We start from the raw sequence: 24,347 nt of genomic DNA on the forward strand, positions 1-24,347 counted from the left end.
TCGGAAATGCAATCAAGTCGCGGATATTTTTGACAAAAGTTCAAAAAAAGTCTGGCGGATCGAAGCCTGGAAGCTGGATTCCTGGCGCAACTTCAGACATCGCTAATGGGGGTGAAAGATATCGGGCAGGCAGGCCGGAGAGGGGATTAGCGGTGGCAAACATGGCGGGCAGAAAAGAGACCGGGTCGGTTTCCCGTGATATCCACCAGGCGCGGACACTGAAGCGGAAGCGCGCAAAGTGGATTGCCTCGTCCTTGCTGTTTCAGTCAACGGCGCTTGCCGGCACGTTGGCGGGTGTGCCGATGCCGTTTTATGCGGGCCTCACCTATTCGCGCGCCTATGCCCAATCGTCCTGTGATCCAGCGTCGACAAACAATTACATTAACGATCGAAGCACCATCAGCACGACGACCTTTAACTGCACGATCTCATCATCTTCGAAAGTGACGACGCCGCAATATGCTTACGGCGGCTCCCTGACCTTTTATCAGGCGCAGTACACCTACTATAACAAGCAAGGCTATTCTCGTCCCCCGAAGTATGCGCAGCCCGGTTTGAACATTACGGTGAACAACAACGCGACGCTGAATGTTTCCGAAGAAGGGGCATCCCACGGGCTGATTTCATTTCCGAAAAGCCTATATTCGACGAACTTTTACCATAAGAAGCAGTCTGATGCGTTGCGGGTTGTTTCAGTGGGAAGCGGCTCCTTCAGCTCGGAGGTAGAGCCCAAATACTACCAGAAGTATTTTGGCGGAGACGGAGGCACCGTCATTATACAAAATGGCGGAGATATTGAATATGCCGCAAGTCATGGCATCTATGCGGTTAGCGCCGGCGGTACGGCATATGGAACCTTTGGAGGTAATGCCGGAACCGTGGCAGTCACCTCGACGGCCGACATTACCGCACAAGGCTTTGGTGTCGTCGCCATCAGTCGCGGCGGGGCTACTTGGGCACTGACCGGCGGTTCGGGGAATAGCGCGACCGTCACGATCACTGGCGATGTCAGCACCATCGCTTCCCTGGACTCGGGCGGCGGCGTTTTTGTCGCGTCATATGGCGGCAATAGCCCGAACAATATTTCGTGGGGCGACGCAGAAGGCGGCACAGGCGGGCAGGCGGGTACCGCCACCTTGAACCTCGGTTCGAGTGGCAGTGCGTTCTCGGGCACGATTTCCACAGTTGCGGCCGGGGAGGTCGGCGACGACTGGACGTTTACCAAGCGCAGCACCGGCGCGGCGCTTTCAGCCGTCAGCTACGGGGGGCAGGGGCCGGTAAACACCAATGGTTCGGGCGGCGGGTACAATGGTGGCGACGGTGGCAAGGTATATGTGAATGTCTATGGTGCCTCAGCCACAAGTATCAGCACCTCCGGCGACGAGTCCGCCGGAATTTTCGCTGCCAGCTACGGCGGTTCCAGTCTGGACTATTACAACGCTTCCAAGCAGGGAGGCGCGGCAGATTCGGTGTCTGTCAGCCTCCAGGGTGGCGGACGCATCTCGACTGTGGGGAGCAACTCAAGCGGTATTATAGCGACCTCATTGGGTGGGCTTGGCCAGATTGCATCCCAGGCTTCGAGCGCAAACGGCATAGGCGGCTCCGGTGGTAATATTTCGGTCACCACTGATTTTTCGATCACGACCAAAGGCGACCGTTCGCAGGGCATTGCCGCTATCTCGTCAGGTGCAGGCGGTGGCGTGTACGTCTGGGATGGCAATGGTGGCTTCCAGTGGGGCGATAGCAATATCGCGTCCAATTCCAGCGGAGCGGTAACGGTCACAAACACCGGCGAGATCGATGTTCATGGTATCGATTCTCACGGTATTGTTGCCCAGTCGATCGGCGGCGGTGGCGGGATGCTGCAATCAACCGCCACTTTGGCCACAATCAGCTATGGCTCGGGCTATGCGATTTCGAGCTCGCAAAGCCAGCAGACTGTCGGCGGGCAGAGCGCGGCATCCCATTCTAGTGCTGTGACGGTTACCAACCGTGGCGATATTTGGACCCATGGCGGCTATGCTACGTCCACTACATCAGCGAGCAGTTCCGACAGTACCGAACTTGGCGGGGGCATTGCGATCCTTGCCCAGTCGATCGGCGGCGGTGGCGGCGCCAATGGCGGAAAGGGGGCTATTGGAAATATTGGAGGCGCTGGTTCGAACACTGGCGGAGGCAGTAACGGCAGTACAGTCTCCGTCTATAATTCCGGTAATCTGACGACGGTAGGCTCTGAAGCGCACGGCATCGTTGCCCAGTCGATTGGCGGCGGCGGCGGGCAGGGCCGCAACAAAAAAGGGCTTTTCGGTGCTGTCGGCGGTTCTGGTGGCCCTGGCGGCGATGGCGGATATGCTGTTGTCAACCACGAGGACAGCAGCAACATCACCGTCAGCGGCGACTATGCGGCCGGCATCATCGTGCAATCGGTTGGCGGCGGTGGCGGCGTTGGCGGTCAGGCGACAGCCTGGGGCATCGGGATTAGCAGTGCGACCGGCGGGGCCGGCGGCAATGGCGGCAATGGCGGAACGGCAAAGGTCGTCCAGTTCGGCAATGCAGGGACCATCGCGACGGCTGGCTATCACGGCACGGCGCTGCTCGTGCAGTCGATCGGCGGTGGCGGCGGCGTTGGCGGCAATGCCAAATCCACCAGCGCCAGCGCTGGTCTCGGCATTTCCATTGCCCATGGCGGTGGCGGCGGTAGCGGCGGAAGCGGCGGCAGCGCGCTCGCCTATACCAACGGCAAGGTGGTGACGACCGGAACCGATGCGGCAGCGCTGGTGGTGCAATCGATCGGCGGCGGCGGTGGCAATGGCGGACTGGCGACCGCCAAGGCGCTCACCGAAGGCGTTCCCTTCGATGAGGTCGGCAATACCGTGTCTCTCAGCATCTCGGTCGCCCATGGCGGATCGGGCGGCAATGGCGGCAATGGCGGCTCAGCCAGTGCGATTGTCCATGATGGGTCGGCCATCTCGACTTCCGGTGATGGAGCGGTGGGTGTTCTTGTGCAGTCGATCGGCGGCGGCGGCGGCAGTGGCGGCGATTCCACTGCAACTGCCGCAAGCAAGGCTCTGCCCAAGATTCTTAGCGACGAAAAAGACGATAACAAGCCCGTCGGCAAGGCCTTTAATATTGACATTGATGTCCCGCTGGGCGGCGCAGGCGGTAATGGCGGCTACGGCGGCCATGCCTACGGGCACATTGTTGGCTCAGTCTCCACATCTGGCGCGCTCGCCGATGGCATGCTGGTCCAGTCTATCGGCGGCGGCGGCGGTGCTGCTGGCGCAGGCAAGGGCACCGCGACGGCTGTTAACGGTTCGGTGTCAGGCACACTCACCATCGCTGTCGGCGGCACGAACGGCGGCGGCGGCAACGGCGGAGGAAAAAACGCTCAAGATCCTCTCCTGGTACAGGCCGGGCTCGCCGACGGCGCCTCGGTCATGACGACCGGGCTCGGCTCACGCGGGGTCGTCGCCCAGTCGATCGGCGGAGGCGGTGGCTCCGGAGGCGGCGGGACCGGCGATGACAGTGCATCCTGGGCGCTGACCATTGGTCTTGGCAGCACGGGCGGCAGCGGCGGCAATGGCGGCAATGTCTATGCGTGGAATGCCGGCACCATCACGACCGCCGGCGACGATGCGACCGGGATTGTGGCCCAGTCCATCGCCGGCGGCGGCGGAACGGCGGGCCTCGGCACCTCCTCGCTCACCCATACCAAGGCCAAGCAGAATGCAAACAGCGACGACGCTGATACGAGCGACGACACGAGTGACTCCGATAGCAGCAAGACCACGACGACCAATTATCTAAGCGTGGGAACCGGCGCGGGCGGCGGCGGGGGCACCGCCGGCTTCGTGTCCGTCGGCATCAGCGAGAAGGGCGGCGCCGTCAAATCGGGCAGGATAGTCACCACCGGCGACATCTCCCACGGCATTCTCGCCCAGTCGATCGGCGGCGGCGGCGGCGCGGGCGCGACCTCCAACTCCTCATCATCCTCCAAGCCGGATGTGAAAATGTCCCTTGGCATGGCCGGCGGTAAGGGCGGCAGCGCCGAGGATGTGCTTGTCTACGCGAGCGACATCTCGACCTCGGGCTTTGCTTCCAGCGCTGTCGTAGCGCAGTCCCTTGGCGGCGGAGGCGGTGTTGGAACGTCGTCGGGCTTTGCTGTTTCCAGTGTCGACCTGCGGCTGGGCTCGACCCCAAATCAGAACAGCGGCGGGGGAACGGGGGCAGAGGTCAACGTCCATGTTCTCGACGGCGCAACCCTCAAGACGGCCGGCGACAGTGCGCACGGCGTCATCGCCCAGTCTGTCGGCGGGGGCGGGGGACTCGGCATCACCGCGCTTGGCACGGCAACCACCGCCAACGATGATACTGTGTCGGGTGTCATTTCCGTTACCCTCGGGACGGATACCAGTGTGGATGACTCTGCATCGACCCAATTCGGCAATAGCGTGACGGTTGATCACAAGGGCACGATCACGACGGATGGGACGCGCGCATTGGGCATCGTCGCGCAGTCTATCGGCGGCAGCGGCGGCTTCCTGTCGGCCTCGACCCAGAGCATCGCTTCGGTGAACTGGGTGGAAGACCAAACGCCCGCTCCGGGCAATAATGTATCGGCGACACTGACCGGCGGAACCATTGTCACCTCCGGTGACGGCGCGGTCGGTATTCTCGCCCAGTCGATCAGCGGCGGCGGCGGCGCCGTGGGCGATTTTGCCGCCCCCCTGAAACTCCTCTCTGGCAATTCTTCCAGCAATTACGGTGGCGGCTCCGCCCAAAGCTCCGGATATGCGTCGGTGTCGCTGGATGCCGCATCCTCCATCAAGACAACCGGTGCGAATGCCCATGGCATCCTCGCCCAGTCGCTCGCCGGCAGCGGCGGCGTTTTCATGAACAATGGCAGCCTCTACGCCGGCTCGCGTGGGCTGAATGGCGGGGCGCAGAATAACGGCCACGTCACGGTCACGGTGGATGGCAGCGTGTCTTCGGCCCAGGGCTGGGGCGTGTTTGCGCAGACCCAGGACGGGACCGTCAATGTCACCGTCGGCTCCGGCGGTTCGATTGCCGGCACTGGCGCTTCCGGCGTTTCCGCAGGCGCGGTTTACGGCGTCGTCACGGCCAGCGGCAACGCTGTTCTCGACAACGCGGGCACAGTGTCGGGCAATGTCGTCTCGTCGCGCGGCGGCAACGTCACCGCGCCAAACCCGGCGGACGGGACGGTTACCCTTGGCGCCGCGCCCGGCCTCAGACTTTTCCTGAACCAGGGCACCGGCACCTTCGTCACCGGCGCGATCGCCGATGTCGACGGGATCGTCAACGCCGGAACAATGGATATCGGCGGCGAGTGGAACACGATCGAGACCACGGTCACCGGTGATCTCGTCGGTGTCGGCACAGCCGATGCGGGTAGCCCCTATGATGTCGCGGACCTCGGCCTTTCGAGCGGGTTCTCGCCGTTCAGCTATTATCACCGCAGCGAAAAGCTGGACTGGCGGACATCGACCGCCAGCAAGGGTGGTCTGCTGGCCGGCCTGGACGTCGACATGGAAAGCGGGCTCGAAGATAAGCTGGTGATCCAAGGCGACTTTGCAGGTCGCTGGGGCGTCGATGTCAACGGCAATGCGCTTTTGCCGAATACGCGTACGGAATTCCTGAAGGTCGCAGGCACTGACAGTTCGGAACTATCGATCCTGCCGTCGCTGGTTTTTGACTTCACCGATGTCACGACCTCGTCGGCCGGCTGGACCGGGTTCTCGGTCGCAAGCGCCCATTTCGCCGATAACGGCGTTTCGCTTGGCCGCAATGGCAGCCAGGCCTCGTCCGCAATGCAGCAGGTCTGGAACAGGATCGAGGATGGCTCGGCAACGGAGGTGAAGTTCGGTGCCGACGAGATCTCGCTCGGTCAGGTCTTTGGCGCTTTCCACCAGTCGTCGCCGGCAACCTTCTCCGACATGTTGCTGGAAACGGTTTCGCAAACGGCAGCCGCGCCGCTTTCGTCGTCGCCTTCGGCTGCGATCAGCGCCGCCAACAGCGTGCTGTCCTGCCCGGCCTTCGAGGCATCGGGCGTGATGATGGATGAAGGCTCGTGCGTGTGGAGCCGTGCCCTGGGCGGCGGCGCGACCCAGGATAGCCAGGGCGACGCCGCCGGTTACACCCAATCCACCGGCGGGCTGCAGATCGGCGGCCAGAAGGAGCTCAGCGACGGTTGGTTCCTGGGCTCCGGATTGACCTATGAGAGCAGCTGGTTCCGCAACGACAGTGGATCGCAAAAGCTGGATCAGGATTCCTTCGTCGGCACCGTCGCGTTGAAGAAGGAAGTCGGTCCGTGGCTATTCGGCCTTGTCGGCGGCGGCGGCTACAATTGGGGCGAGTCCAAGCGTTATATCAACCTCGACACGCTTTCGGCGACTGCAACCGGCAATCCGGATTCGGCGATGATCTTCGGCCGTTTCCGGGCGTCCTACGAAATCGCGCTCGGCGATGAGTATTACATCCGCCCCCGGGTCGATCTCGATGTCATCAATATGCAGCAGTATGGCTATAGCGAAAGCGGCGCGGGCGCTCTCAATCTGATGGTCGACGGCAATTCCGACACGGCCTTCGGCATAACGCCGGGGATCGAGTTCGGCGCCCGGATACCCTTCCTCGAAGACTGGCCGGCCAGGTTTTACGGCGATCTCGGCGTGTCCTTCATCTCGGCGGACGAATGGGAGACGACATCTCGCTTTGCCGGACTGTCATCGATGGACAGCTTCTCGACCTTCACCCCGATCGCGGACACAGTGGGACATGTGACGCTCGGCCTCGACCTTGCCAAACGGCAGGGCATGGAGCTGAAACTGCAATATGACGGCTCCTTCGCCGAGGACTATCGCTCCCACACGGGATCGCTCCGCCTCGGCTACAGGTTCTGAGACTTTCTGTGCGCAGGGCGGGACGGCAGGGTGGTGCGGACGGAATGTTGCACGGCGTGCCAATCGGTGTGGCTTGGGCAATTGGAAAGCGAACGCTGTTGACCGCAAAGGCGGCTGGGCGAGTTGGATGAGCTGGGGATGCGCGGATAGCCGCTCCACCGGCGGCCAGCCGTTGACATCCTCTGCGTTGCGCTACACGGCTTCGGATATGGTCCCGAAAGCCAAACTTGGGCTTGAGTATTGGGATCTCCTGGGCAGCCAAGCCTCATAGCGAAAGGGTCGCAGGTCCTGACCCCTCCAAGACCTGATGCTGGGAAAGTGTAGGTTCCTGGGGGGCACCTTGTCATTTACTTCAAAAGTAAGGATGCAAAGCTTTACAACCGCTGAAAAGCCGCTGACGAAACGTTGCAATGCGCCTGGTTAGCGGAACCGTCCCATAGGAAAAGACGATGTCGCGCTGCAGCAACATCCCTTTGGCGAGACGCAGGCTCAGCCGACATCGGCAATACAGCCTGATTCAATGGGCGATCATGAACTTAGAGCGGTTCCCTGACTGATTGAATCTTTGGGGTTTTGCAAATCAGGCGCGGTCTGATTCAAGCTATCTGCCGATAGAGGTCGGCGGATATGTCGAAAGCCCTTTCTGTCGATCTTCGCGTTCGGGTGCTTGCTGCGGTTTCCGCTGGCGCGACCCATCGGGAAGCTGTCGAACGTTTTGGCGTGAGTGCCGTAAGCGTCAGCCGCTGGCGAAATCTGCAACTGCGCCAGGGTAACGTCCTGCCTGACCCGCTCGATGGAAATCGAAACTCTCGTAAAACCGAAACGCATGGAGCAACGATCATGACGTGGTTCGCCGAGCATCGTGACGGGACCTTCTTCGAGCTCCGCGACGCGCTTTTTGCTCAAGGCATCACGATCAGCAAATCGGCTTTGAATCGGTTTCTCGTCCGGCACGGACATACGCGCAAAAAAAGACTGGCCACGCGGTAGAGCAGAACCGTCCCGACATCCTGGAACAGCGTCAGCAGTGGTTCGATGAACAGCTGGACCTCGATCCAGCTCAACTCGTCTTCATCGACGAGACGTTGACCGCCACCAACATGGCGCGCATCCATGGACGATGCGCAAGGGGCGAGCGGCTGCGAATGGGCTTTCCTCACGGCCACCGCAAAACCACGACGCTGGTCGCGGGCCTGCGCTGCACAGGAATGGTTGCGCCGCTCGTGATCGACGGACCGACCAACGGGGAATGGTTCGAGGCCTATGTCTCTCAGTTTCTCGTCCCCACCTTGAAGCCTGGCGATGTCGTCATTCTCGACGATCTTTCCAGCCACAAGAGACCCGCTGCGCGAGCAATGATCGAGGCTGCCGGTGCGCGCATGCTGTTCCTGCGGCCCTACAGTCCAGACTTCAATCCCAAGAAAAGACATTCTCAAAACTGAAAGCGCTCCTGAGCAAGGTGGCAGAACGCACCGTGACTGGCCTTTGGGACAGGATCGGAAAACTGATCGACATCATCGAGCCCCAAGAGGCCCGAAACTTCTTCACATCCTGCGGATACGATCCAATGTGAAAGGGAAACGCTCTATACGATACGTCTGAGGAGAGTTTCGGACCGTTTGAGCGAGATCGCGGACAGCGGACGGGCGCTGCGCGAACAGGACCCGGACCTGCGGCTAAGGGCGCTGACGCTTGTGGTCGCCATGATCCTCGGCGCGGTTGCGGCGATCTGCACGGGCAGCACGATCCTGAACCTGCTGGCCGGCGCGCGGAATTTCGGGCGACATTGCCCACTTCGGGCTTTCGCTGCGGTTTTGAGTATCTCCTGCATATGATCCCGATGCCCGGGAAATCACATGCTTTCTTGACAAAACGCATTTGGCGGCTGGCTTGGCCGAAGCAGTTCGATTAGGGTAAACGAGGGCGCGAATCCTGGGGGACGCGCGGTCGCCTTCGCAAGGCATGGTCCGTGGGATCAAGGGATACAGTGAGGTGGGGAATGGAAACGCAAGCACCTGAGCAGGTTGGCCACCTGCCGTTCTATATTACAGGGCCGGGCCAGACCGATGTTCTCATGGTCGGGATCATCATTCTGGCGCTTGTCGGGGTTGTGCTGATCGGTGTGTTCTATCTCTATCTGCATGCTCTGCCTGAACGGATGGCCCACAGCAGCAACGCCTTTCAACTGCAGCTGGTCGGCGTGCTCGCGCTCTTGTCGCTATTCACCCACAATAACATATTCTGGATTGCCGCCCTCCTGATCGTGGCGGTGCGCATTCCCGATTTTCTCACGCCTGTCAATTCGATAGCGCATTCGCTGCACAGAATCGCCCAGAGCAATGACCTGCGCGAGGCGGACGTTCCGCAAAGCGAGGAGAAGGATCAGCCCGAAGACCTGACGACCGAGGATGTCGCCCCCACAGTGGAAACGCCCGACGAGCCGCCGAAGAAGGAGGAGGACGGTCATGCTTGAGCTGCTGTTCTGCTCTCTCTTTACAATTCTGCCCGATTTTCTCTACCGTCGCTACAAGCAGGGCAAGCGCCTCGGCCGCGAGATCAATCTCTTCACCGTCTGGTACGAATTGCGCTGGGGCATTACCGGCTGCACCGTGCTGACGATACTGCTGATCACAACGGTTTTCTTCTACCATCCGACGTCGACAACCGTATCCTCCTACTTCCGCACGGTCTCGATTCTGCCGGACACACCCGGCAGGGTGACCGAAGTCTATGTGAAAACCGGGGATACGGTGCAGGCTGGAGACGTGATCTTCACCCTGGACGACCGGCAGCAGCAGGCAGCGGTAAGCGCTGCGCGTGAGAAGGTTGCCGAGGTCGAAGCGCAGCAGGCCGTTGCCGAGCAGGAACTTGAGGCGGCGAGAGCCACGGTCGAACAGGCGCGCAGCGCGCTTGATCACGCCCAGATCGAGCTGGATCGCAATCTGGGCCTCCAGCAGAGAAATGCGGATGCCGTGGCCCAAAGGGTCATCGATGCCTTGCAGAGCAGCGTTTCCGAAAAACAGAGCGCGCTGGATGTCGCCCTTGCAAATCAGCGCGCGGTCGAGGCGCGCATCGAAACCCTGCTTCCCACCCAGAAGGCAGGCGCGGAGGCCGCGTTGCAGGAGGCGGAAGTCGCGCTCGACCAGCGCAGCGTCAGGGCGGGTATTGCCGGCAATATCCAGCAGTTTCAACTGCGTCCCGGCGACGTCGTCAATCCGTTCGTGCGGCCCGCGGGCATCCTCGTGCCCCAGGATCAGGAAGAGGGTGTCTTTGTCGCCGGGTTCGGTCAATTGACGGCACAGGTCATCCATCCCGGCATGATTGGCGAGCTGGCATGCGCCACCGATCCGTTCAAGATCATTCCGGTCGTTGTCGATGCCGTGCAGGACGTCATCGCGGCCGGTCAGTTCAGGCCGTCGGATTCGCTGATGGATGTCAATGATCGCAGCGGCAATCCAGGCACGGTCATCGTGCGGCTCAGTCCGCTTTATGAAGGGCAGGCCGCATCGATCCCGCCGGGCAGCGCCTGCATCGCCAATGTCTACACGAGCAATTACGACAAGTACAAGGACCCGAACATCGGCTTCGGTCACAGCCTGCTCTTGCACATGATCGACACCGTCGGCATTCTGCATGCGGCGCTGCTGCGCCTGGAGGTCGTCATGCTGCCCGTCAACCAGCTGGTTTTCTCCGGCGGCCACTGAGCGGGCGACGGGTGTCATCGAGAGAGGGTTGCAAAGATGGAGCTGTCGCTTCGTGGTAGCGCCTTCCCGTAGAGATGGGCGGTCTACCGAAGGCTCAGATTGCGCATGCTTGGAGGCGGCGAGTTGCCGCCGCATCAAAGCGGGCTACATCATTGCCAGCAGTGCCAGCCCCGCTTTGCCTTTGGCAAGCCCGGCGCGGTTCAGAGCTTATCGGTGCTGATCCGTTTGGAACAAAACCATAGCGCTTTATGAACGCCCCCGGCAGGCGCTTGGCCGCCTCTTGTCGCGGCGCTTCTGCAATATTTCTTCAAGAACGGTGCCGTGCTGATCGACTGCGCGCCAGAGCCCGAACCTCTCTCCAGCGCATATCAAAACAACCTCGTCGGGATGCCCAAACATCGCCCGGGCGCCTGTCCTTGCCGCACGTTGCGGGCGATCCGGGTTCGAGCCTCGCGATCCAGCGGCGACCGTCTTATATCGCAGGTCGATCCCACGCTCGCGCAACATTTCCTCAACGTCACGCAGGCTCACATTGAACCGCAGGAGGCAACTGCAAGCCGGCTTATGCGACAAAGCCCCCGCGACAACACCCTATGACTTCTCGTCAATCCCATCGCCCAGATCGATTGCAGCAAGAATTGCGGCCTGCACGGCCTTGTCCTGCGCCGCCACGGCGGCCGTCAGTTTCAGCAGGCGCTGGCGGGTCTGGTGGAGCTGATCGACCAGAGACAGCACGACCGGCACAGTTTCCGCGTCGATCTCCAGTTCATAATGCAGGGTGCAGATCAGGCGGATGCGTGCGCATTCCATCTCCGAAAAGAACAGAGTTCCGGCGTCCTCCTGTGGCGAGATCAGCGCCTCGCTGATCCAGGCGTCGAGATCGCTTCGCTGAAGGGTCTCTATCTGCTCGACAATTTCGTCAACGCGCATCATTTCAACATCTCCTTGCGCGGTTCGTCCCGAGACTTCGGCTGCCAGGTCTCCAGAAACGCGGCCAATTCCGGTTCATCGCCAGCGGGCAAGACGACCTTCAGAGTGACCATCTGGTGCCCGCGCTTGCCGGTCTTGCGGTCGAGAACTCCCTTGTCGCGCAGTCGCAACGTCTGGCCGGTATTCGCACCTCGCGGAATCGTTACGGCGACCGATCCGCTGATCGTCGGCACGGTGATCCGCGCCCCCAATACGGCTTCTTTCAGCGTGACAGGTACCTCCACATGGATATTGTTGTCCTTGCGGCGGAAAAACGCGTGCGGCTCGACATGCAGTTCGATAAAGGCGTCACCGGCCGGCCCGCCGCCGAAGCCGGGCATGCCCTGGCCTTTCAGCCGCAGCATCTGCCGGTCGTCGGCGCCCTCGGGGATGGTCACGTTCAATGTCTTGCCCTCGGGCAATGTGCTGGTGCGAACGGCGCCGTTGGCCGCGTCCATGAAGCTGACCGGCAGCACGTAACTCACATCCTGCCCCCGCGCCCGAAATGAGCCCTGTGACTGTCTCGTTCCGGCCCCGGCGCCGAAAGCGCGGGCCAGAAAATCCTCCAGATCCTCATTACCGGCAAAGCCATCCTGCGCCGCGTGGGAGGGGTGGCCCGGTCCGTCGGCGAAATCACGGTAATACCGCTGTTGGGGTTTCTCCGCTCCACTGGCGTCGATCTCGCCCGCGTCGAACCGCCGACGCTTCTCCTTGTCCTTGAGCAGGTCGTTTGCCGCCGAGATGGCCTTGAACCTCTCCTCGGCCGTCTTGTCATCCGGATGCAGATCAGGATGATATTTGCGCGCAAGCTTCTTGAACGCGTCCTTGATCTCCTTGTCGGTCGCGGTGCGCGCAACGCCGAGGGTTTCATAGGGGTCGGTCATGCTTTGATCCCATCTCATGCGCGTTCTGATCGGCCTTCGATATATCGGTGGCCGAAATGTCCCGCTGGGCTCGCCTGAATTCGGTATTGCGAAACCTATACAGCATGGCGGCGAGGCGCAATGGAAACGATAATTCCATGCGTTTCGCCTGAGCAACCGAGGGCTACACCGCGTTACCACTTTGGATGGACCTGTCGCAAAGATTTCAGCGGCCACAATCATCCACCGGGCAGGATGGAGAAGCCCATCGTCAACCGACGCTTTGATCGTCGACGCCACGGTGTTGGATGACGGGTAGAGGGTAGGTTGCGCTATTCTGCTAGAGCGGCTAGCGGTCCGTTGGGGTTGCTCGATCCCTCGGTGGCGCAGTGTCGGATTGCTTATGCGCCCGGACGCGAAATTCCGGCGGCGGAGCGGCTGACGGGTCAGGCGAAGTCGGCCGCCGAGAGGACATAGACCGCCTTGCGGCCCTTCAGGTAAATCTTGCGAGCCTTGTCGTAGATCGTCTCGCGCGCCGCGTCGAATGCAGCGAGATAGCTCGCCTCGCCTTCGGCCGGATTGCTCAGCGCATCGGCCCTGACGAAGAACATGACCTCGAACATGCCGTCATGCCCGGTGAAGCGGACGCGCCTGCCGTTTTCGTCGTAACTGCGGCTTTGATTGGGAAAAGCAAGTGCCATGGCCGAATACATCCTTGAGAAGGTGGCGCGAAATGCCATCGTTTGAAAACAGGCGAGCAGACCGGACCCCGTCGTCAGCAAAAGAAGCCTGGCAGACGATCGTTCGGGACGGGGCTGCGGCCGCCTGGAGCGCGTTTCGATCTGACTGGGTCAGCCTTTCGGCTTGCCACGCGTCACATTGCTGTTGCCGGCGTTTCTGACCAGCGAACCGGCAAACGGCACGTCGACAACCGCCGCGGCCTTTTCCTTCTTGGGCTTTCTGATTTCGCGATTGCTTCGCTTTTGACCCTTGGCCATCTGGTAACTCCGCTTGTCCGGCGCGCTTTGTTGCGGTGGCGCCTGTTGCTTGCCGCTCGTAGATCCGGGCATTGCGCACGGCGAGAAATTCTTCCGAGGCTTCGCCGGGATTTCAGTCCCTGAGGTCGTTAAGCCAAATGCGCTGGCGCATGCGCCGCTGGCCCGGCAAAGACGCTCCCGGTTACGCGCATGAGCGGGCATCGCTTCACAATCCGGGCGAAATCCTGCAGCGCATTTTTCAAGGCGATTTTTAAAGAGGTCGGCTTTAGCGAGCCGTAAAACCGTATATATCTATGATCGAGATTAAATTACAGGGCATAATCGTAATATTTTCATAATAATTAAGTTTTTTATTTTCGATTTTTCTTCGATAAAACTAAAATCTCGCCTTGATTTAAACAAGAAATAAGCCCATATGGATTTCATCGATCTTGTTTGACGAACTTTGTTTTGCGCCTCGCGCTCTGGTGATTTTCCCATCAACATCGACTTTATCGTCCGGTTGCGGCCATCATGGCCCGTCGGGCATTCTCTCTGATTGATTGAAAGGAAATCGTCATGAGCACTGGTACAGTGAAGTTTTTCAACAGCACCAAGGGTTTTGGCTTCATTGAGGTCGAGGGCGGCGGATCGGATGTATTCGTCCATATTTCCGCCGTCGAACGCTCCGGAATGAGCGCCATTGCCGAAGGCCAGAAGCTGTCCTTCGATGTCGTGACCGATGACAGGTCCGGCAAAAGCGCCGCGGAAAACCTGCGCGCTGCATAAAGTTTGTCTCTGTTCCGTGACCACGGATGTACTGGCACGGAATGTCGAGACGGATGGATCGGCCGGGCAATGCGCTCGGCCTTTCTTGCTTTGAGCGACCGTATGCAGGTCGCGGCGGCGAACCTTTCGAGACAGATTTCGCGCGTCCCGGTCAAGCTTGGACCGGCGCCAGGAGAAGCCATGGATCGCAATACCGTAAAGGCCGAAATCGAACGGAACCATCGTTCATGGATCGCAGCGCTTGCGCCTTACCGGCAGGCCAGTCCGCTCCGCAGCACGATCGAGATCGCGGTCACGGCGTTGCCCTTCGTCTGCCTGTGGGGACTGCTGGCACTGGCTGTCCTCAACGGCCACTGGTGGGCGCTGCTGCTGACGGTTCCCGCGGCCGGTTTCCTTGTTCGCCTGTTTGTCCTGCAGCATGATTGCGGGCATGGCGCACTCTTCGCCCGCCGCCGCGCCAACGACTGGACTGGTCGCGTCATCGGCGTTTTCACCCTGACGCCTTACGATTACTGGCGCCGGACCCACGCGGTTCATCACGCCACGACCGGCAATCTCGACAAGCGCGGCATCGGCGATGTCGATACGCTGACGGTCAGGGAATATCATGCCCGGTCGTTCTGGGGGCGGCTGCGCTATCGTCTTTATCGCCATCCGGTCGTTATGTTCGGGTTCGGTCCCGCCTGGCTGTTCATCTGCCAGTACCGGTTGCCGCTCGGCCTGATGCGGGCTGGTCTGGAGCCATGGACGTCGACCATCGTCACCACCGTCGGGGCCGCCATTCCCGTTGCCCTGCTGATGTGGCTCATGGGGCCGCTTGCGTTTCTGACGGTACAGCTGCCGATCACGCTGATGGCCGCGACGGCCGGGGTTTGGCTGTTTTATATCCAGCACCAGTTCGAGGAAACCCACTGGTCTGAGGCCCGCAACTGGGATTTCCAGAATGCGGCGCTCAATGGCAGCTCGCATTACGACCTTCCGCGTCCGTTGCGCTGGATCACAGGCAATATCGGTATCCACCACGTCCATCACCTTGCGGCGAAAGTGCCGTTCTATCGCCTGCCGGAAGTGCTGCGCGATTACCCGGAACTGCGCGACACGGGCCGGATCACGCTCATGGAGAGCCTGCGTTGTGTCAGGTTCGTGCTGTGGGATGAAAGGACGGGTCGACTGGTTTCATTCCGGCAGGCGCGCTTGAGCGCGTGATGCCAAGGCCTGTTCAAGCGGTATGCGCCTCCTCCAGTCCCAGCCCTGTTTTCTCCGCCGCAAAGAGGGGCAACCGGAGTCACAACCAGATGCCGAAGAAATCGAAGGCGGAAAACTAAAAGTTGACAACCGGATGAAAAGACCCCATATATCGATGGTCGATATTTGCTTGTTAAGCTTTAGTTATTGTGCGTTTGACACCGCTACTTGAACGAACCTTTTCTTCCAAAAATCGCTATCACCATCCGCAGCGCTTTCGGCGTTGTGGTCTCCTATTGCTATGAAAGGGTTCATCATGACCACTGGCACAGTTAAATGGTTCAATTCGACCAAGGGCTTCGGCTTTATTCAGCCTGACAATGGCGGCGCCGATGCATTTGTTCACATCTCCGCCGTAGAACGCTCCGGAATGCGCGAACTCGTGGAAGGCCAGAAGATCGGCTACGACCTCGAGCGCGACAGCAAGTCGGGCAAGATGTCGGCCTGCAACCTGCAGGCTGCCTGAAATATCCCGGTATCCATTCTCCAGTGACCACGGATGTACTGGCACTGTCGAGAGCACGATACCAACAAGGTCAGGCTTACCGCCTGGCCTTTTTTTGTTGCCGCGCTACCGTGCGGCGTCCAATTCGGAAAAGATCATGTCACAGACACACAGCAAATCTCGCCAGAAGGCCGAGATCGCCTTTGCCAATGCCCAATCGCAATTCTTCGCGCGCAATGCGGTCGTCGAGGAGCTGGATTTCCTCGCTCTTGCCCGCGAGGAAAAGACCCGGCGGCTTCGTGAAGCCCGCCTTGCAAAAGAACTTGAACACCGGAAGTCGGCGACCGCCGCTCTCATCGCCAAACGGGCCAGGATGGCATGACGTGTTCAACACGACGTGCAGATAGTGTTTTGGAGAGGGCCGGAAACAGCGCCTGATCGCTCAAAGACGATCAGGCGCTTGAGAACAAATTGGGCTTAAGGGCCCGGAGAGATGGCATCCGAATTCAGAATCGCCAGCTCAGCGTGCCCCGCACGTCATTCTGCCGCGTTTCGCTGGCGAACTGGCCAACATAGGAAATACCAGCCGTCATCGAGCTGCCGATCTGAAGGTCGAGGCCGATGTCGAGCAGCGCCGAATTTTCGGACAGAGGGACGCCGCTTGCGGTAAACGCCGAGCCGCCGAGTGCGGCAAAGCTCAAGCTCGCCCCAGGGTTCAGATCGCCAAACGCATATTGCCATGCAAGTGCCGCGCGGGGCGTGAGCACGCTGCCTCCCTGCATCGCAAAGTCTTTCGCGATCCGGATGCCAAGGGTGGCGTAGCCGACATCGGAGCTTTGGCTCTCGCCTGTCAGCCCGGCCGCCGCGCTGCTTTCGGTGAAGCCGTCGGTGTTGAGATGCGCCCAGGCAAGACCCGCGAACGGTTCAATCGCCATTTCCTGGAATTCCATGCCATAGCCGATCTCGCCGAAGACCTGGGTGAGCCCGGCGTTGAACTGACCATCCGCGTTGGTCGCAAGCGCCGGAAGCGCTATGCCGCGGGAGGTGTTCACGTCGCTGAAGGTATAGCTTACGCCGCCGCGCACGTTCACGCCGTCCAGATTTGTTCCCGCATAGGCGGCGATGATCCCGCTATTGGCGTCTGCCGAGCTGTTCACGCCGTCGACCGTGCTGCTGGAATGAGAGTAGCCGAGAGCCACGCCGGCATAGCTGTTGAGGTCGAGCCTGGCATCGATGCCGGTCATGATCCCGCCAAGCGATGTGTCGAGGCTCGCGGCATTGCCGTCACTATCGAAGCTGCCCCAGCTGCCGTAACCCGTTCCCCACACGGAAAACCCTGAACTGCCGCTGTCATAAAAGCCGGGGGCGCTCGCGGATGTGTCAGCGGCGTAACCGGTCACCAGACTGCCGGTGTCGGCCTGTCCGCCGCCGAGCGCTGTCAGCGGCCCCGCCGTATTTCCATAGTTGAGCTGTCGCAGCCGATCCAGAACCGCCTCACGCGTAAAACGGCCATCATTGAGCAGAACCGAACGCTGGCTGGCATAGATTTCGCCGGAGAGGCTACCGAGCGCCGGCGCCAGCTGGGAGCCGGACAGGCTGTAGATGCTGTTGAGCGCATCCGCCGTGGCGTTTCCGCCAGTCGCCAGGAGGCCGCTGTTGAAGGCCGCATCCACGGCGCCGCCGACGGCGGACTGGTTGGCCGTCAGGCCGGTCTGCGAAGCCATCTGCGAGGTCAGATCCAGCGTGACGACGTTATCGGCGTAATCGAGCGCCGTTGCCACGTAACCCGGCAGGCCGGGCGTGGTCAGGGTGGTGAAGGTGCCGGTGATCTCGTCGGTGGCGGCGAACAGGTCGTAGCTCGTGGCCAGCGTCGCGGTCTGGAACGGAACCTCGAGCGTGCCGGCAAGCCGGGCGGTGCCTGTCAGGCCGAACCTGTCATGGCCGGTTTCGCCGACGCGCAGCGACAGCGTGCCGGCCTCGGTCTGTGAATAGATGCCGCTGAGGAGATGGGTGATCGGGACCCCGGTGCCGCTGACGCCGATCCAGCCGCTGTTCTCGAACCGCTTTGCCGGTCCCGCCGTCGCGGCGATGCGGCCGTCGATGACGCCGGCGTTGACGATAACAGTGCCAAAGCTGTCGGGGCCGGTGCGCAGGGCATCCGCGACGGCCGGCGCGCTCAGCGTGCCGTAGTTCAGGAACGTGCCATAAACGCCGTGCAGCTCGACCGCCGCGCCGGCGATGCCGGAGGCGGCAATCGTGCCGTTATTGGTGAGCACGCCATATGTCTCGCCGCGCATGCCGATGCCGCCATTGCCGGTCATGCTGATGGTGCCGTCATTGATGATGTCATCGCCCTTGCGGCCCGAAAGGGCGGCATCGCCGTCGACGCCGGAGGTCAGCGCGCCGGCGTTGCGGATCGGATTGTAGATCCCCGCAACCGTGGCGACATAGCCGTTGGGCGCGGTGTCCCCGGGCATCAGATAGATGCCGACCACGGTATCGCCATAGGCCGAGTTGGAAGAGACCACGTCGGCGCCGGGGATGTCGAGTTCGTACCAGCTCGGGATGCCGAGGGCATTGACGTGCAGCACGCCGGCATGCAGCGAGCCATCCGGCATGACCCAGTTTGCCACCATGTTGTACTCGCCGGAGCGGCCCGCGCTGGTAATGCCTTCCAGATGCGTGACGATCGCGCCGGGATGATCGTAGGTCGACCAGGTGTCGGTGACGGTGTTGTAGAGATAGCCATGCTCGAACCCGATGCCGCCGCCGAGGCCGACCTCGGCGTAGCCGCCGGCGATCATGTCGCCATAGACGCCATAGGCGGTGGTGCTGACGGCGCCGGGCTTGTTGTTGGTGACATAGGTGCCGGTGCTGATCGTGTAGATCATGGCGTTGCCGGTCGCCAGCAGGGTGTCGTAATTGCCCACCACGGTATCGCCGAACGTGCTGTGCGCGATCGTGTAGAGCGTCGGGTTGTCGGATGTGCCGGGATAGACCAGTTCGGTGAGCTGGGCTCCCGGCGCGGCGGCCGCGTCATAGAGATAGCTGAGGTCGTAGGGCGATGAGGCCTCGGTGATGTAACTGCCCACGGTGCGCAACACGCCGCCCTGATTGCCAAAGCTCGGCCCATAGGGCGAGGAGCCGATCGCGCCCGGATAGTTGACGCCATTTGCGGTCGCCACCGGCATCGCCGACCATGTGCCGGAGCGGGTATCGTAAAGAAGACCGCCCGTGGCCGTGGTGCCGGGCACCACGTAATTGCCGACGATGGTATTGCCGCGAATGCCGGTGAGGAATGTCCCGCTCGACCCGAAATTCAGCGTTGTATACGGCGTCGGTGTCTGCGCATGGGCATGAAGGGCAACGCCGAAGGCCGCCACAAAGCCGAGCGGAAAAGCACTGGACGACAGCAAAACAGTGCGTGATTTGCTTTTATTCACAAAAATTCCTGACGCGATGGAGGGATAAAACATAATCTTGGAAAGAAGATATACAGAAAATTCTTGTATTAACAATTCCAATATTAGCGAATTAAATGAAGGGTGCGTTCGTTCTTTTTCGACTACAAGGAAGCGGCAGTCCGATCGGCCATCGGGGTTTCGGGGCAAAGAGCGGGGCGTCCATTTCCGGCATGGCGGCTGAGCGTGGGAAAGCAGAACTTCCCAAAACTTTGCTGTCGCATTACACTTCAATTGAGACTCTTGCGGCCCGATTCTCAATTGACCGCGTTTTTTTCGACGGCCCAGGCCGGAGGCGTGCCAAGGTTCGTTCGCTTGTGAGTTTTCATCCACGATGGACGCTGGGGTCGATCTCGCGATGATCGACACCGATCTGCCAAGCCAGAAAACGGAGAACGCCCAACGGCAGGATATCAATCTGAAGACGTTATGGCTGTGCTTCGATGATCCGAACCGTCGACGACATGACGAAGGCGGTCTCGGACGAAGCACGTTGCCGGCGTCCGCTGGCAGCGATGGTTTGGCCGAAAGGCGTGAACGGCCCGGCGTGTGGTTATAAACGCGCCATCGCAATCGCCGGACGTGACATGGCAAAGCACCGAGCGCGTCCTGGTCTTTATCCGCGCTTCAATGGCGAATGCCGCTTCCAGTTTGTCCCGGATCAGCGCCCTTGAGGCAGATTTGGTTTTAATTGAGGTGAGAGGATTTCCGGCTGCTTGATACGGTGGCGGCGGGCGTCATCGCGACCAATATACGCGAGCGCGATCCCCGGGCCGAAAAACCGCACCCGGATTATCGACCGGTTTCTCGATCACCTTGAGGAAATCGGAGCGATCGAATGCAATCCCGTCGCCGCGCTGCGCGATGCTTGTAATAGCAAGCAGTGCATGCCGGTGTGGCGAGCACTGACCTCCAGCGATCTGGACAGCGCTCTTGCCGGGCTATACCAGCCCAGGCCGTTCGGCAGCGTGCTCGGCAAAATGATGGCCGATCACGTTACGCTGATGCGCAACCGGGGGTACAAATACACGCATCAAACGGCGCGGTTCTCGGGTTCGACCGCTTCCTTCTATTTGATCCCTGGGTTTGATGATGCAATTTTCTCATATGAATGAAGAGAAGCACTATGGGCCGGATTCTACACGGCAGCGCCACGACGATTCAGGCAGTCCGTCGGCAATACAGAATAGTCAAGTGAGCCTGAGAACACTTTCGAAGCAGCATGGGATCAATCAAAAGACTGTAGCTAAATGGAAGAAGCGAATTTCCGTTTCTGATCTGCCGACCGGTCTCAAAGAGCCGAAGTCAACGGTCTTGTGGCTTGAGGAAGAGGCAGTGATCGTTGCCTTCCGCAAGCAACTCTGCTGCCGCTCGATGATTGCCTTTATGCGCTGCAGCCCACCATTCCACACCTCACGCGCTCAGCCTGCATCGCTGCCTGCAACGGCATGGCATTTCCAGACTGCCAGAGATAAAGGGTGACAAGCCGGTCAAGAAGAAATTAAAAACCTATCCCATCGGCTATTTTCACATTGATATTGCTGAAGTTCACACCGCCGAAGGCAAACGCTACCTCTTCGTCGCCATCGACAGGACGTCCAAGTTTAACTATGCCGAATTGTACGGGAAGGCAGGTAAGATGGCGGCCGCCCAGTTCCTGCGCAATCTGGTCAAAGCAGTTCTCTATGCCATCCACACTGTGCTGACAGACAATGGTATTCAGTTTACCAATCGTACCCGCGACATTCACGATTTCAGCCACATCTTTACGCGAACCTGCGAAGCAAACGGCATCCAGCATCGCTTGACCAAGGTAAAACATCCCCGGACAAACGACTAGGTTGAGCGGATGAACCGCACCATCAAAGAGGCAACGGACAAGCGCTTTCGCTATGATGATCATGCCCAGTTAGAGGCCCATCTCCAGGACTTTATCAACGCCCACAATTTCGGGCGACGATTGAAAACGCTGCGCGGGCTAACGCCATACGAATACATTTGCAAAATCTGGACTTCTGAACCCCAACGGTTCAAACTCAATCCGATCCACCAAATGCCGGGACCGAACACCTAAACGTTCACAATACATGACACTGGAAACCATCGTCACAATGAGCGATGATCCGTTCATCGGCTTGCCGGCGGCAAGCTGGCATTGCCGCTGCAGTTCCCTTTTTGAATGGATTGATAAAGCTAGAAAATGCACATTTTACAAATTAACAACAATCATAGAATAACTGGCGGATCTGACCGTTTGTATATCAATACCGGAGAATTACTTGAATCCGCCGGACATGATGTGAGTTATTTTTCGGCGAAGAGCGACAAAGATCTAGATTGCAAGGATTCGGAATATTTCTGCGACGCTATTGATACAAAGAACGCTGGAATTTCCGATGTAAAGCGATTTCTCTTCAATGAAGATGCTCGCAATATGCTGGATTCAATGATGGGTAAAAGGAAACGAGTAGATATAGCTCACCTGCATATATATTATGGAAGACTTACCTCATCCATCCTGAAGCCGCTAAAGACGCGGAAAATACCAGTGGTTCAAAGCCTGCACGAGTATAAGTTGATCTGTCCCGTCTACACGCTGGAGAGAAATGGCAATATCTGTGAGGCGTGCGTCACTGGGACCTCAGCGAACTGTGTTCGGTACCGTTGTCGAGACAACTCGCTTCACAAAAGCGCTCTGCTTTGGCTTGAACATAACTTGTCTCGCCTACATGGCAGCAATCGGTTGATTGATCGCTTCATCTGCGTCAGCGATTTCCAGCGTGAGATGTTCGTACGTGCTGGAATTTCCGAACACAAGCTCATCACCCTGCATAACTTCGTGGACGCCAAATCGGTGCAACCGAAAATAGACAAGCCTAGACAAGACTACTTGCTGTATTTCGGTCGCATCGAGAAGCTCAAGGGAGTGCCGACGCTACTGGAGGCCGTGGCTGGAACCGATATCAAGCTCAAGATAGCGGGGGTCGGCGCATGGAGTGCAGAGCTTCGTGAAAGGGTTCGACGCATGCCAAATGTCGAGTATCTTGAGTTCGTATCCGGCGAACCTCTTAAGCAGCTTGTTGCGCAAGCGCGGGCCGTGGTGGTTCCGTCCGAATGGTACGAGACCTTCGGGCTGACGGCGCTTGAGGCAAAAGCCGTCGGTACGCCTGTGATTGCCTCGCGCATTGGCGGACTGACCGAAGTCATCAGAGAAGGCGAAGACGGCTTTCTGTTCGAGCCCGGCGATGTTGAATCATTGAGGACGGCATTGAAGACTCTGGAGAAGGCCGATATCGCAGCGATGACTAACGCTGCTAGACAAGACGTTGCATCGCGGTTTTCGCCCGAGACTTATTTAGCTCGCTTGTTGGATATTTACGCGACGACAATCAACGAGACCCATACGTAGCGGCGAGTCGGGCGCTGGGGACGAACGACCATGAGGTAGCGCCGTCTCAACTTCTTCCGATCAGATTGGAGCGGTCGCGTCAGACATTTTAAAAATTCATGGAATTGGACTATATGTTTCCATCAGCTGCTATTTTCTGCGCCTCCCAGGTGAAAGCGATGGCGGACAGCAGTCAGAGTAGCGGAAAAAATGTACATAATCTATATTTTTGCTTTTCTTATTACGACGCAAGAGACTGTTTTTTCGTTGATAGGCTTGTCTGGAGGAACTTTGTTTTTGGCGAGGTCCCTCGTTGACCTGTCGTCGATTCTCCTATTGGGCATGGCTGTCGCCGCCGCGATAATCCAGTCACGCCCGTTCATGCTGAGCGGTCTTCGCTACGAGCGCCCTTATATGCTCTTTTTCTGTTATGCGATTGCTATCAGCATATTTTCAACGCAGGCAAATCTAGCTACCAGCGGAAGCGAAATCTTTGTCCTGAATCGCTTCGTATTCCTCGCCATGGCGTTGCCATATGTTGTCAACAGCGAGCGGAAAGTCCATAAACTTACGCGGTTCCTGTTTGCCCTCATCATTCTTCAGGCAGCAATCGGCATGCTGCAATTGATAGGCGGGCAGACTGTGATAGATTTGTTCAGGCCAAACGACTACAGCAACGTCCTTACGGGCGATAGCCGTTCATTCACCTCGAACCGAGGGCTCAGCCGAAACATGCTTATCGGCAGTATGGGCGATTTCATTTCTTTCGGCTATATGATGCTGCTCGGTATGATTTTCGCTATAGCCCGGCTGAAACGCGGAACTGGGACCTTTGCCTTGCTCCTACTGTTTCTGACCCTGATATTCTTCAGTGGTTCGCGTACCATTTTCCTGGCTGCTTTGGTGCTTCTGGCGCTCTATGTTTTCTCCAGAGCCCGGTTGATCTGGCGCGTCGCAATGGTGCTGATCACCCTGGTAGTCGTTCCGATCGGCTTCGCAATTTTGACGCAATTGGCTGCCGCCGTGAGGTTTGAGTACACCAATTTCCTAAGCCTCTTCAGCACTCAGATGATCAGTGCCCTCATGAATCAGCGCCTAGGGCATCTGTTCCTATATCTCCCGACATTGCTTGGGGACCCAATGGTGCTGATCGGGTTCTCACCGGACAGAAGCCTGATTGAGCGCTACATTTTTGAAAATTACAGTCAGCAACTGCCGTACACCTATTTGGCGACCTTCTACTACACGCTGGAAGATTTTTATCCTATTGCGCTGCTCAGCTATTATGGTTTGATAGGTACGGCGCTATTCTATCTGGCGCAGTACCGCATATTTGCGGGGGCCAAAAGCGACAGGACGAGCGATAGTCCCGTGTTGGCGCAGGCGGCAACAATCGTTTTTTGGGCAATTATCGGAATAAACATTCTCAGTCTGGGCAATCAGAGCTTCGAGAATCGGGGACTTTCGTTTATGTTCTGGACAAGCGTCGGTCTGTATGCCAGCGCAATTAGATGTTCGCATTTCAAAAATGAATTGAAAACAACAGAGGCTCGCTCGCCGAGCCAACGATTTAAAACTATTTGAGAACA

16 protein-coding genes and 4 pseudogenes are annotated in these 24,347 nt (G+C 59.0%); 14 read left to right on the forward strand and 6 right to left on the reverse strand.

Annotated features, from left to right (window positions below; translation table 11 throughout):
• The first annotated feature begins 29 nt into the window (after nt 1-29).
• The 5 genes and pseudogenes from Mame_RS08435 (at nt 30) to Mame_RS08455 (ending at nt 10,621) form a co-directional block, all read left to right on the forward strand.
• Nucleotides 30-6,917, forward strand: coding sequence for an autotransporter outer membrane beta-barrel domain-containing protein (locus tag Mame_RS08435; RefSeq protein WP_155122057.1), 6,888 nt, complete (start codon nt 30-32; stop codon nt 6,915-6,917).
• 627 nt (nt 6,918-7,544) lie between these two features.
• Nucleotides 7,545-8,490, forward strand: a pseudogene (locus Mame_RS08440) (IS630 family transposase).
• A gap of 46 nt (nt 8,491-8,536) precedes the next feature.
• Nucleotides 8,537-8,752 (forward strand): hypothetical protein, encoded by a 216-nt coding sequence (locus Mame_RS08445; RefSeq protein WP_018066174.1) that lies wholly within the window; start codon nt 8,537-8,539, stop codon nt 8,750-8,752.
• A 164-nt stretch (nt 8,753-8,916) separates the two neighbouring features.
• Nucleotides 8,917-9,390: a hypothetical protein gene (locus Mame_RS08450; RefSeq protein WP_018066173.1), complete on the forward strand. Its 474-nt coding sequence runs from the start codon at nt 8,917-8,919 to the stop codon at nt 9,388-9,390.
• Nucleotides 9,383-10,621: an HlyD family secretion protein gene (locus tag Mame_RS08455; RefSeq protein ID WP_018066172.1), complete on the forward strand. Its 1,239-nt coding sequence runs from the start codon at nt 9,383-9,385 to the stop codon at nt 10,619-10,621. Before Mame_RS08450 ends, Mame_RS08455 begins: the two co-directional genes overlap by 8 nt.
• Before the next feature lie 203 nt (nt 10,622-10,824).
• Here the strand turns inward: Mame_RS08455 and Mame_RS27680 are convergent.
• The 5 genes and pseudogenes from Mame_RS27680 to Mame_RS27000 all read right to left on the reverse strand — a co-directional run.
• Nucleotides 10,825-11,164, reverse strand: a pseudogene (locus Mame_RS27680) (DDE-type integrase/transposase/recombinase); the annotation flags it as partial.
• A 48-nt stretch (nt 11,165-11,212) separates the two neighbouring features.
• Nucleotides 11,213-11,554: a chaperone modulator CbpM gene (locus Mame_RS08460; RefSeq protein WP_018066171.1), complete on the reverse strand. Its 342-nt coding sequence runs from the start codon at nt 11,552-11,554 to the stop codon at nt 11,213-11,215.
• Nucleotides 11,551-12,474: a DnaJ C-terminal domain-containing protein gene (locus tag Mame_RS08465; protein WP_018066170.1), complete on the reverse strand. Its 924-nt coding sequence runs from the start codon at nt 12,472-12,474 to the stop codon at nt 11,551-11,553. Before Mame_RS08465 ends, Mame_RS08460 begins: the two co-directional genes overlap by 4 nt.
• Nucleotides 12,475-12,899: 425 nt before the next feature.
• Nucleotides 12,900-13,154 carry a DUF1488 family protein gene (locus Mame_RS08470; protein ID WP_026173706.1) on the reverse strand — a complete coding sequence of 85 codons (255 nt, stop codon included), beginning with the start codon at nt 13,152-13,154 and terminating at the stop codon, nt 12,900-12,902.
• Between the two features lie 150 nt (nt 13,155-13,304).
• Complete coding sequence (locus tag Mame_RS27000) at nt 13,305-13,451, reverse strand: hypothetical protein (protein WP_018066168.1); 147 nt, start codon at nt 13,449-13,451, stop codon at nt 13,305-13,307.
• A 558-nt stretch (nt 13,452-14,009) separates the two neighbouring features.
• Here Mame_RS27000 and Mame_RS08475 point away from each other — a divergent pair.
• The 4 genes from Mame_RS08475 to Mame_RS08490 all read left to right on the forward strand — a co-directional run bounded on the left by Mame_RS08475 (nt 14,010) and on the right by Mame_RS08490 (nt 16,291).
• Complete coding sequence (locus tag Mame_RS08475) at nt 14,010-14,219, forward strand: cold-shock protein (RefSeq protein WP_018066166.1); 210 nt, start codon at nt 14,010-14,012, stop codon at nt 14,217-14,219.
• A gap of 180 nt (nt 14,220-14,399) precedes the next feature.
• Nucleotides 14,400-15,425, forward strand: coding sequence for a fatty acid desaturase (locus tag Mame_RS08480; protein WP_051085143.1), 1,026 nt, complete (start codon nt 14,400-14,402; stop codon nt 15,423-15,425).
• Nucleotides 15,426-15,720: 295 nt separating this feature from the next.
• Nucleotides 15,721-15,930, forward strand: a complete 210-nt coding sequence (locus Mame_RS08485) for a cold-shock protein (RefSeq protein WP_018066164.1) — start codon at nt 15,721-15,723, stop codon at nt 15,928-15,930.
• Between the two features lie 136 nt (nt 15,931-16,066).
• Nucleotides 16,067-16,291: a hypothetical protein gene (locus Mame_RS08490; protein ID WP_018066163.1), complete on the forward strand. Its 225-nt coding sequence runs from the start codon at nt 16,067-16,069 to the stop codon at nt 16,289-16,291.
• Nucleotides 16,292-16,415: 124 nt separating this feature from the next.
• On the opposite strand, the gene Mame_RS08495 is transcribed toward Mame_RS08490, so the two are convergent.
• Entirely contained in the window at nt 16,416-19,352 is a 2,937-nt protein-coding gene (locus Mame_RS08495) for an autotransporter outer membrane beta-barrel domain-containing protein (protein WP_235726845.1), read from the reverse strand.
• 461 nt (nt 19,353-19,813) lie between these two features.
• Here Mame_RS08495 and Mame_RS08500 point away from each other — a divergent pair.
• The 5 genes and pseudogenes from Mame_RS08500 to Mame_RS08520 form a co-directional block, all read left to right on the forward strand.
• A pseudogene (locus Mame_RS08500) lies at nt 19,814-20,023 on the forward strand (IS1595 family transposase); the annotation flags it as partial.
• A gap of 63 nt (nt 20,024-20,086) precedes the next feature.
• Nucleotides 20,087-20,485, forward strand: coding sequence for a hypothetical protein (locus tag Mame_RS08505; protein WP_018066160.1), 399 nt, complete (start codon nt 20,087-20,089; stop codon nt 20,483-20,485).
• A gap of 11 nt (nt 20,486-20,496) precedes the next feature.
• Nucleotides 20,497-21,444 (forward strand): annotated as a pseudogene (locus Mame_RS08510) (IS481 family transposase).
• A gap of 180 nt (nt 21,445-21,624) precedes the next feature.
• A complete protein-coding gene (locus Mame_RS08515) occupies nt 21,625-22,779 on the forward strand; it encodes a glycosyltransferase family 4 protein (RefSeq protein ID WP_162141092.1) in 1,155 nt (384 codons plus the stop codon).
• A gap of 189 nt (nt 22,780-22,968) precedes the next feature.
• Nucleotides 22,969-24,342, forward strand: a complete 1,374-nt coding sequence (locus Mame_RS08520) for a hypothetical protein (RefSeq protein WP_018066157.1) — start codon at nt 22,969-22,971, stop codon at nt 24,340-24,342.
• Nucleotides 24,343-24,347: the final 5 nt, after the last annotated feature.

Source organism: Martelella mediterranea DSM 17316 (genome assembly GCF_002043005.1).
Classification (GTDB): Bacteria; Pseudomonadota; Alphaproteobacteria; order Rhizobiales; family Rhizobiaceae; genus Martelella; species Martelella mediterranea.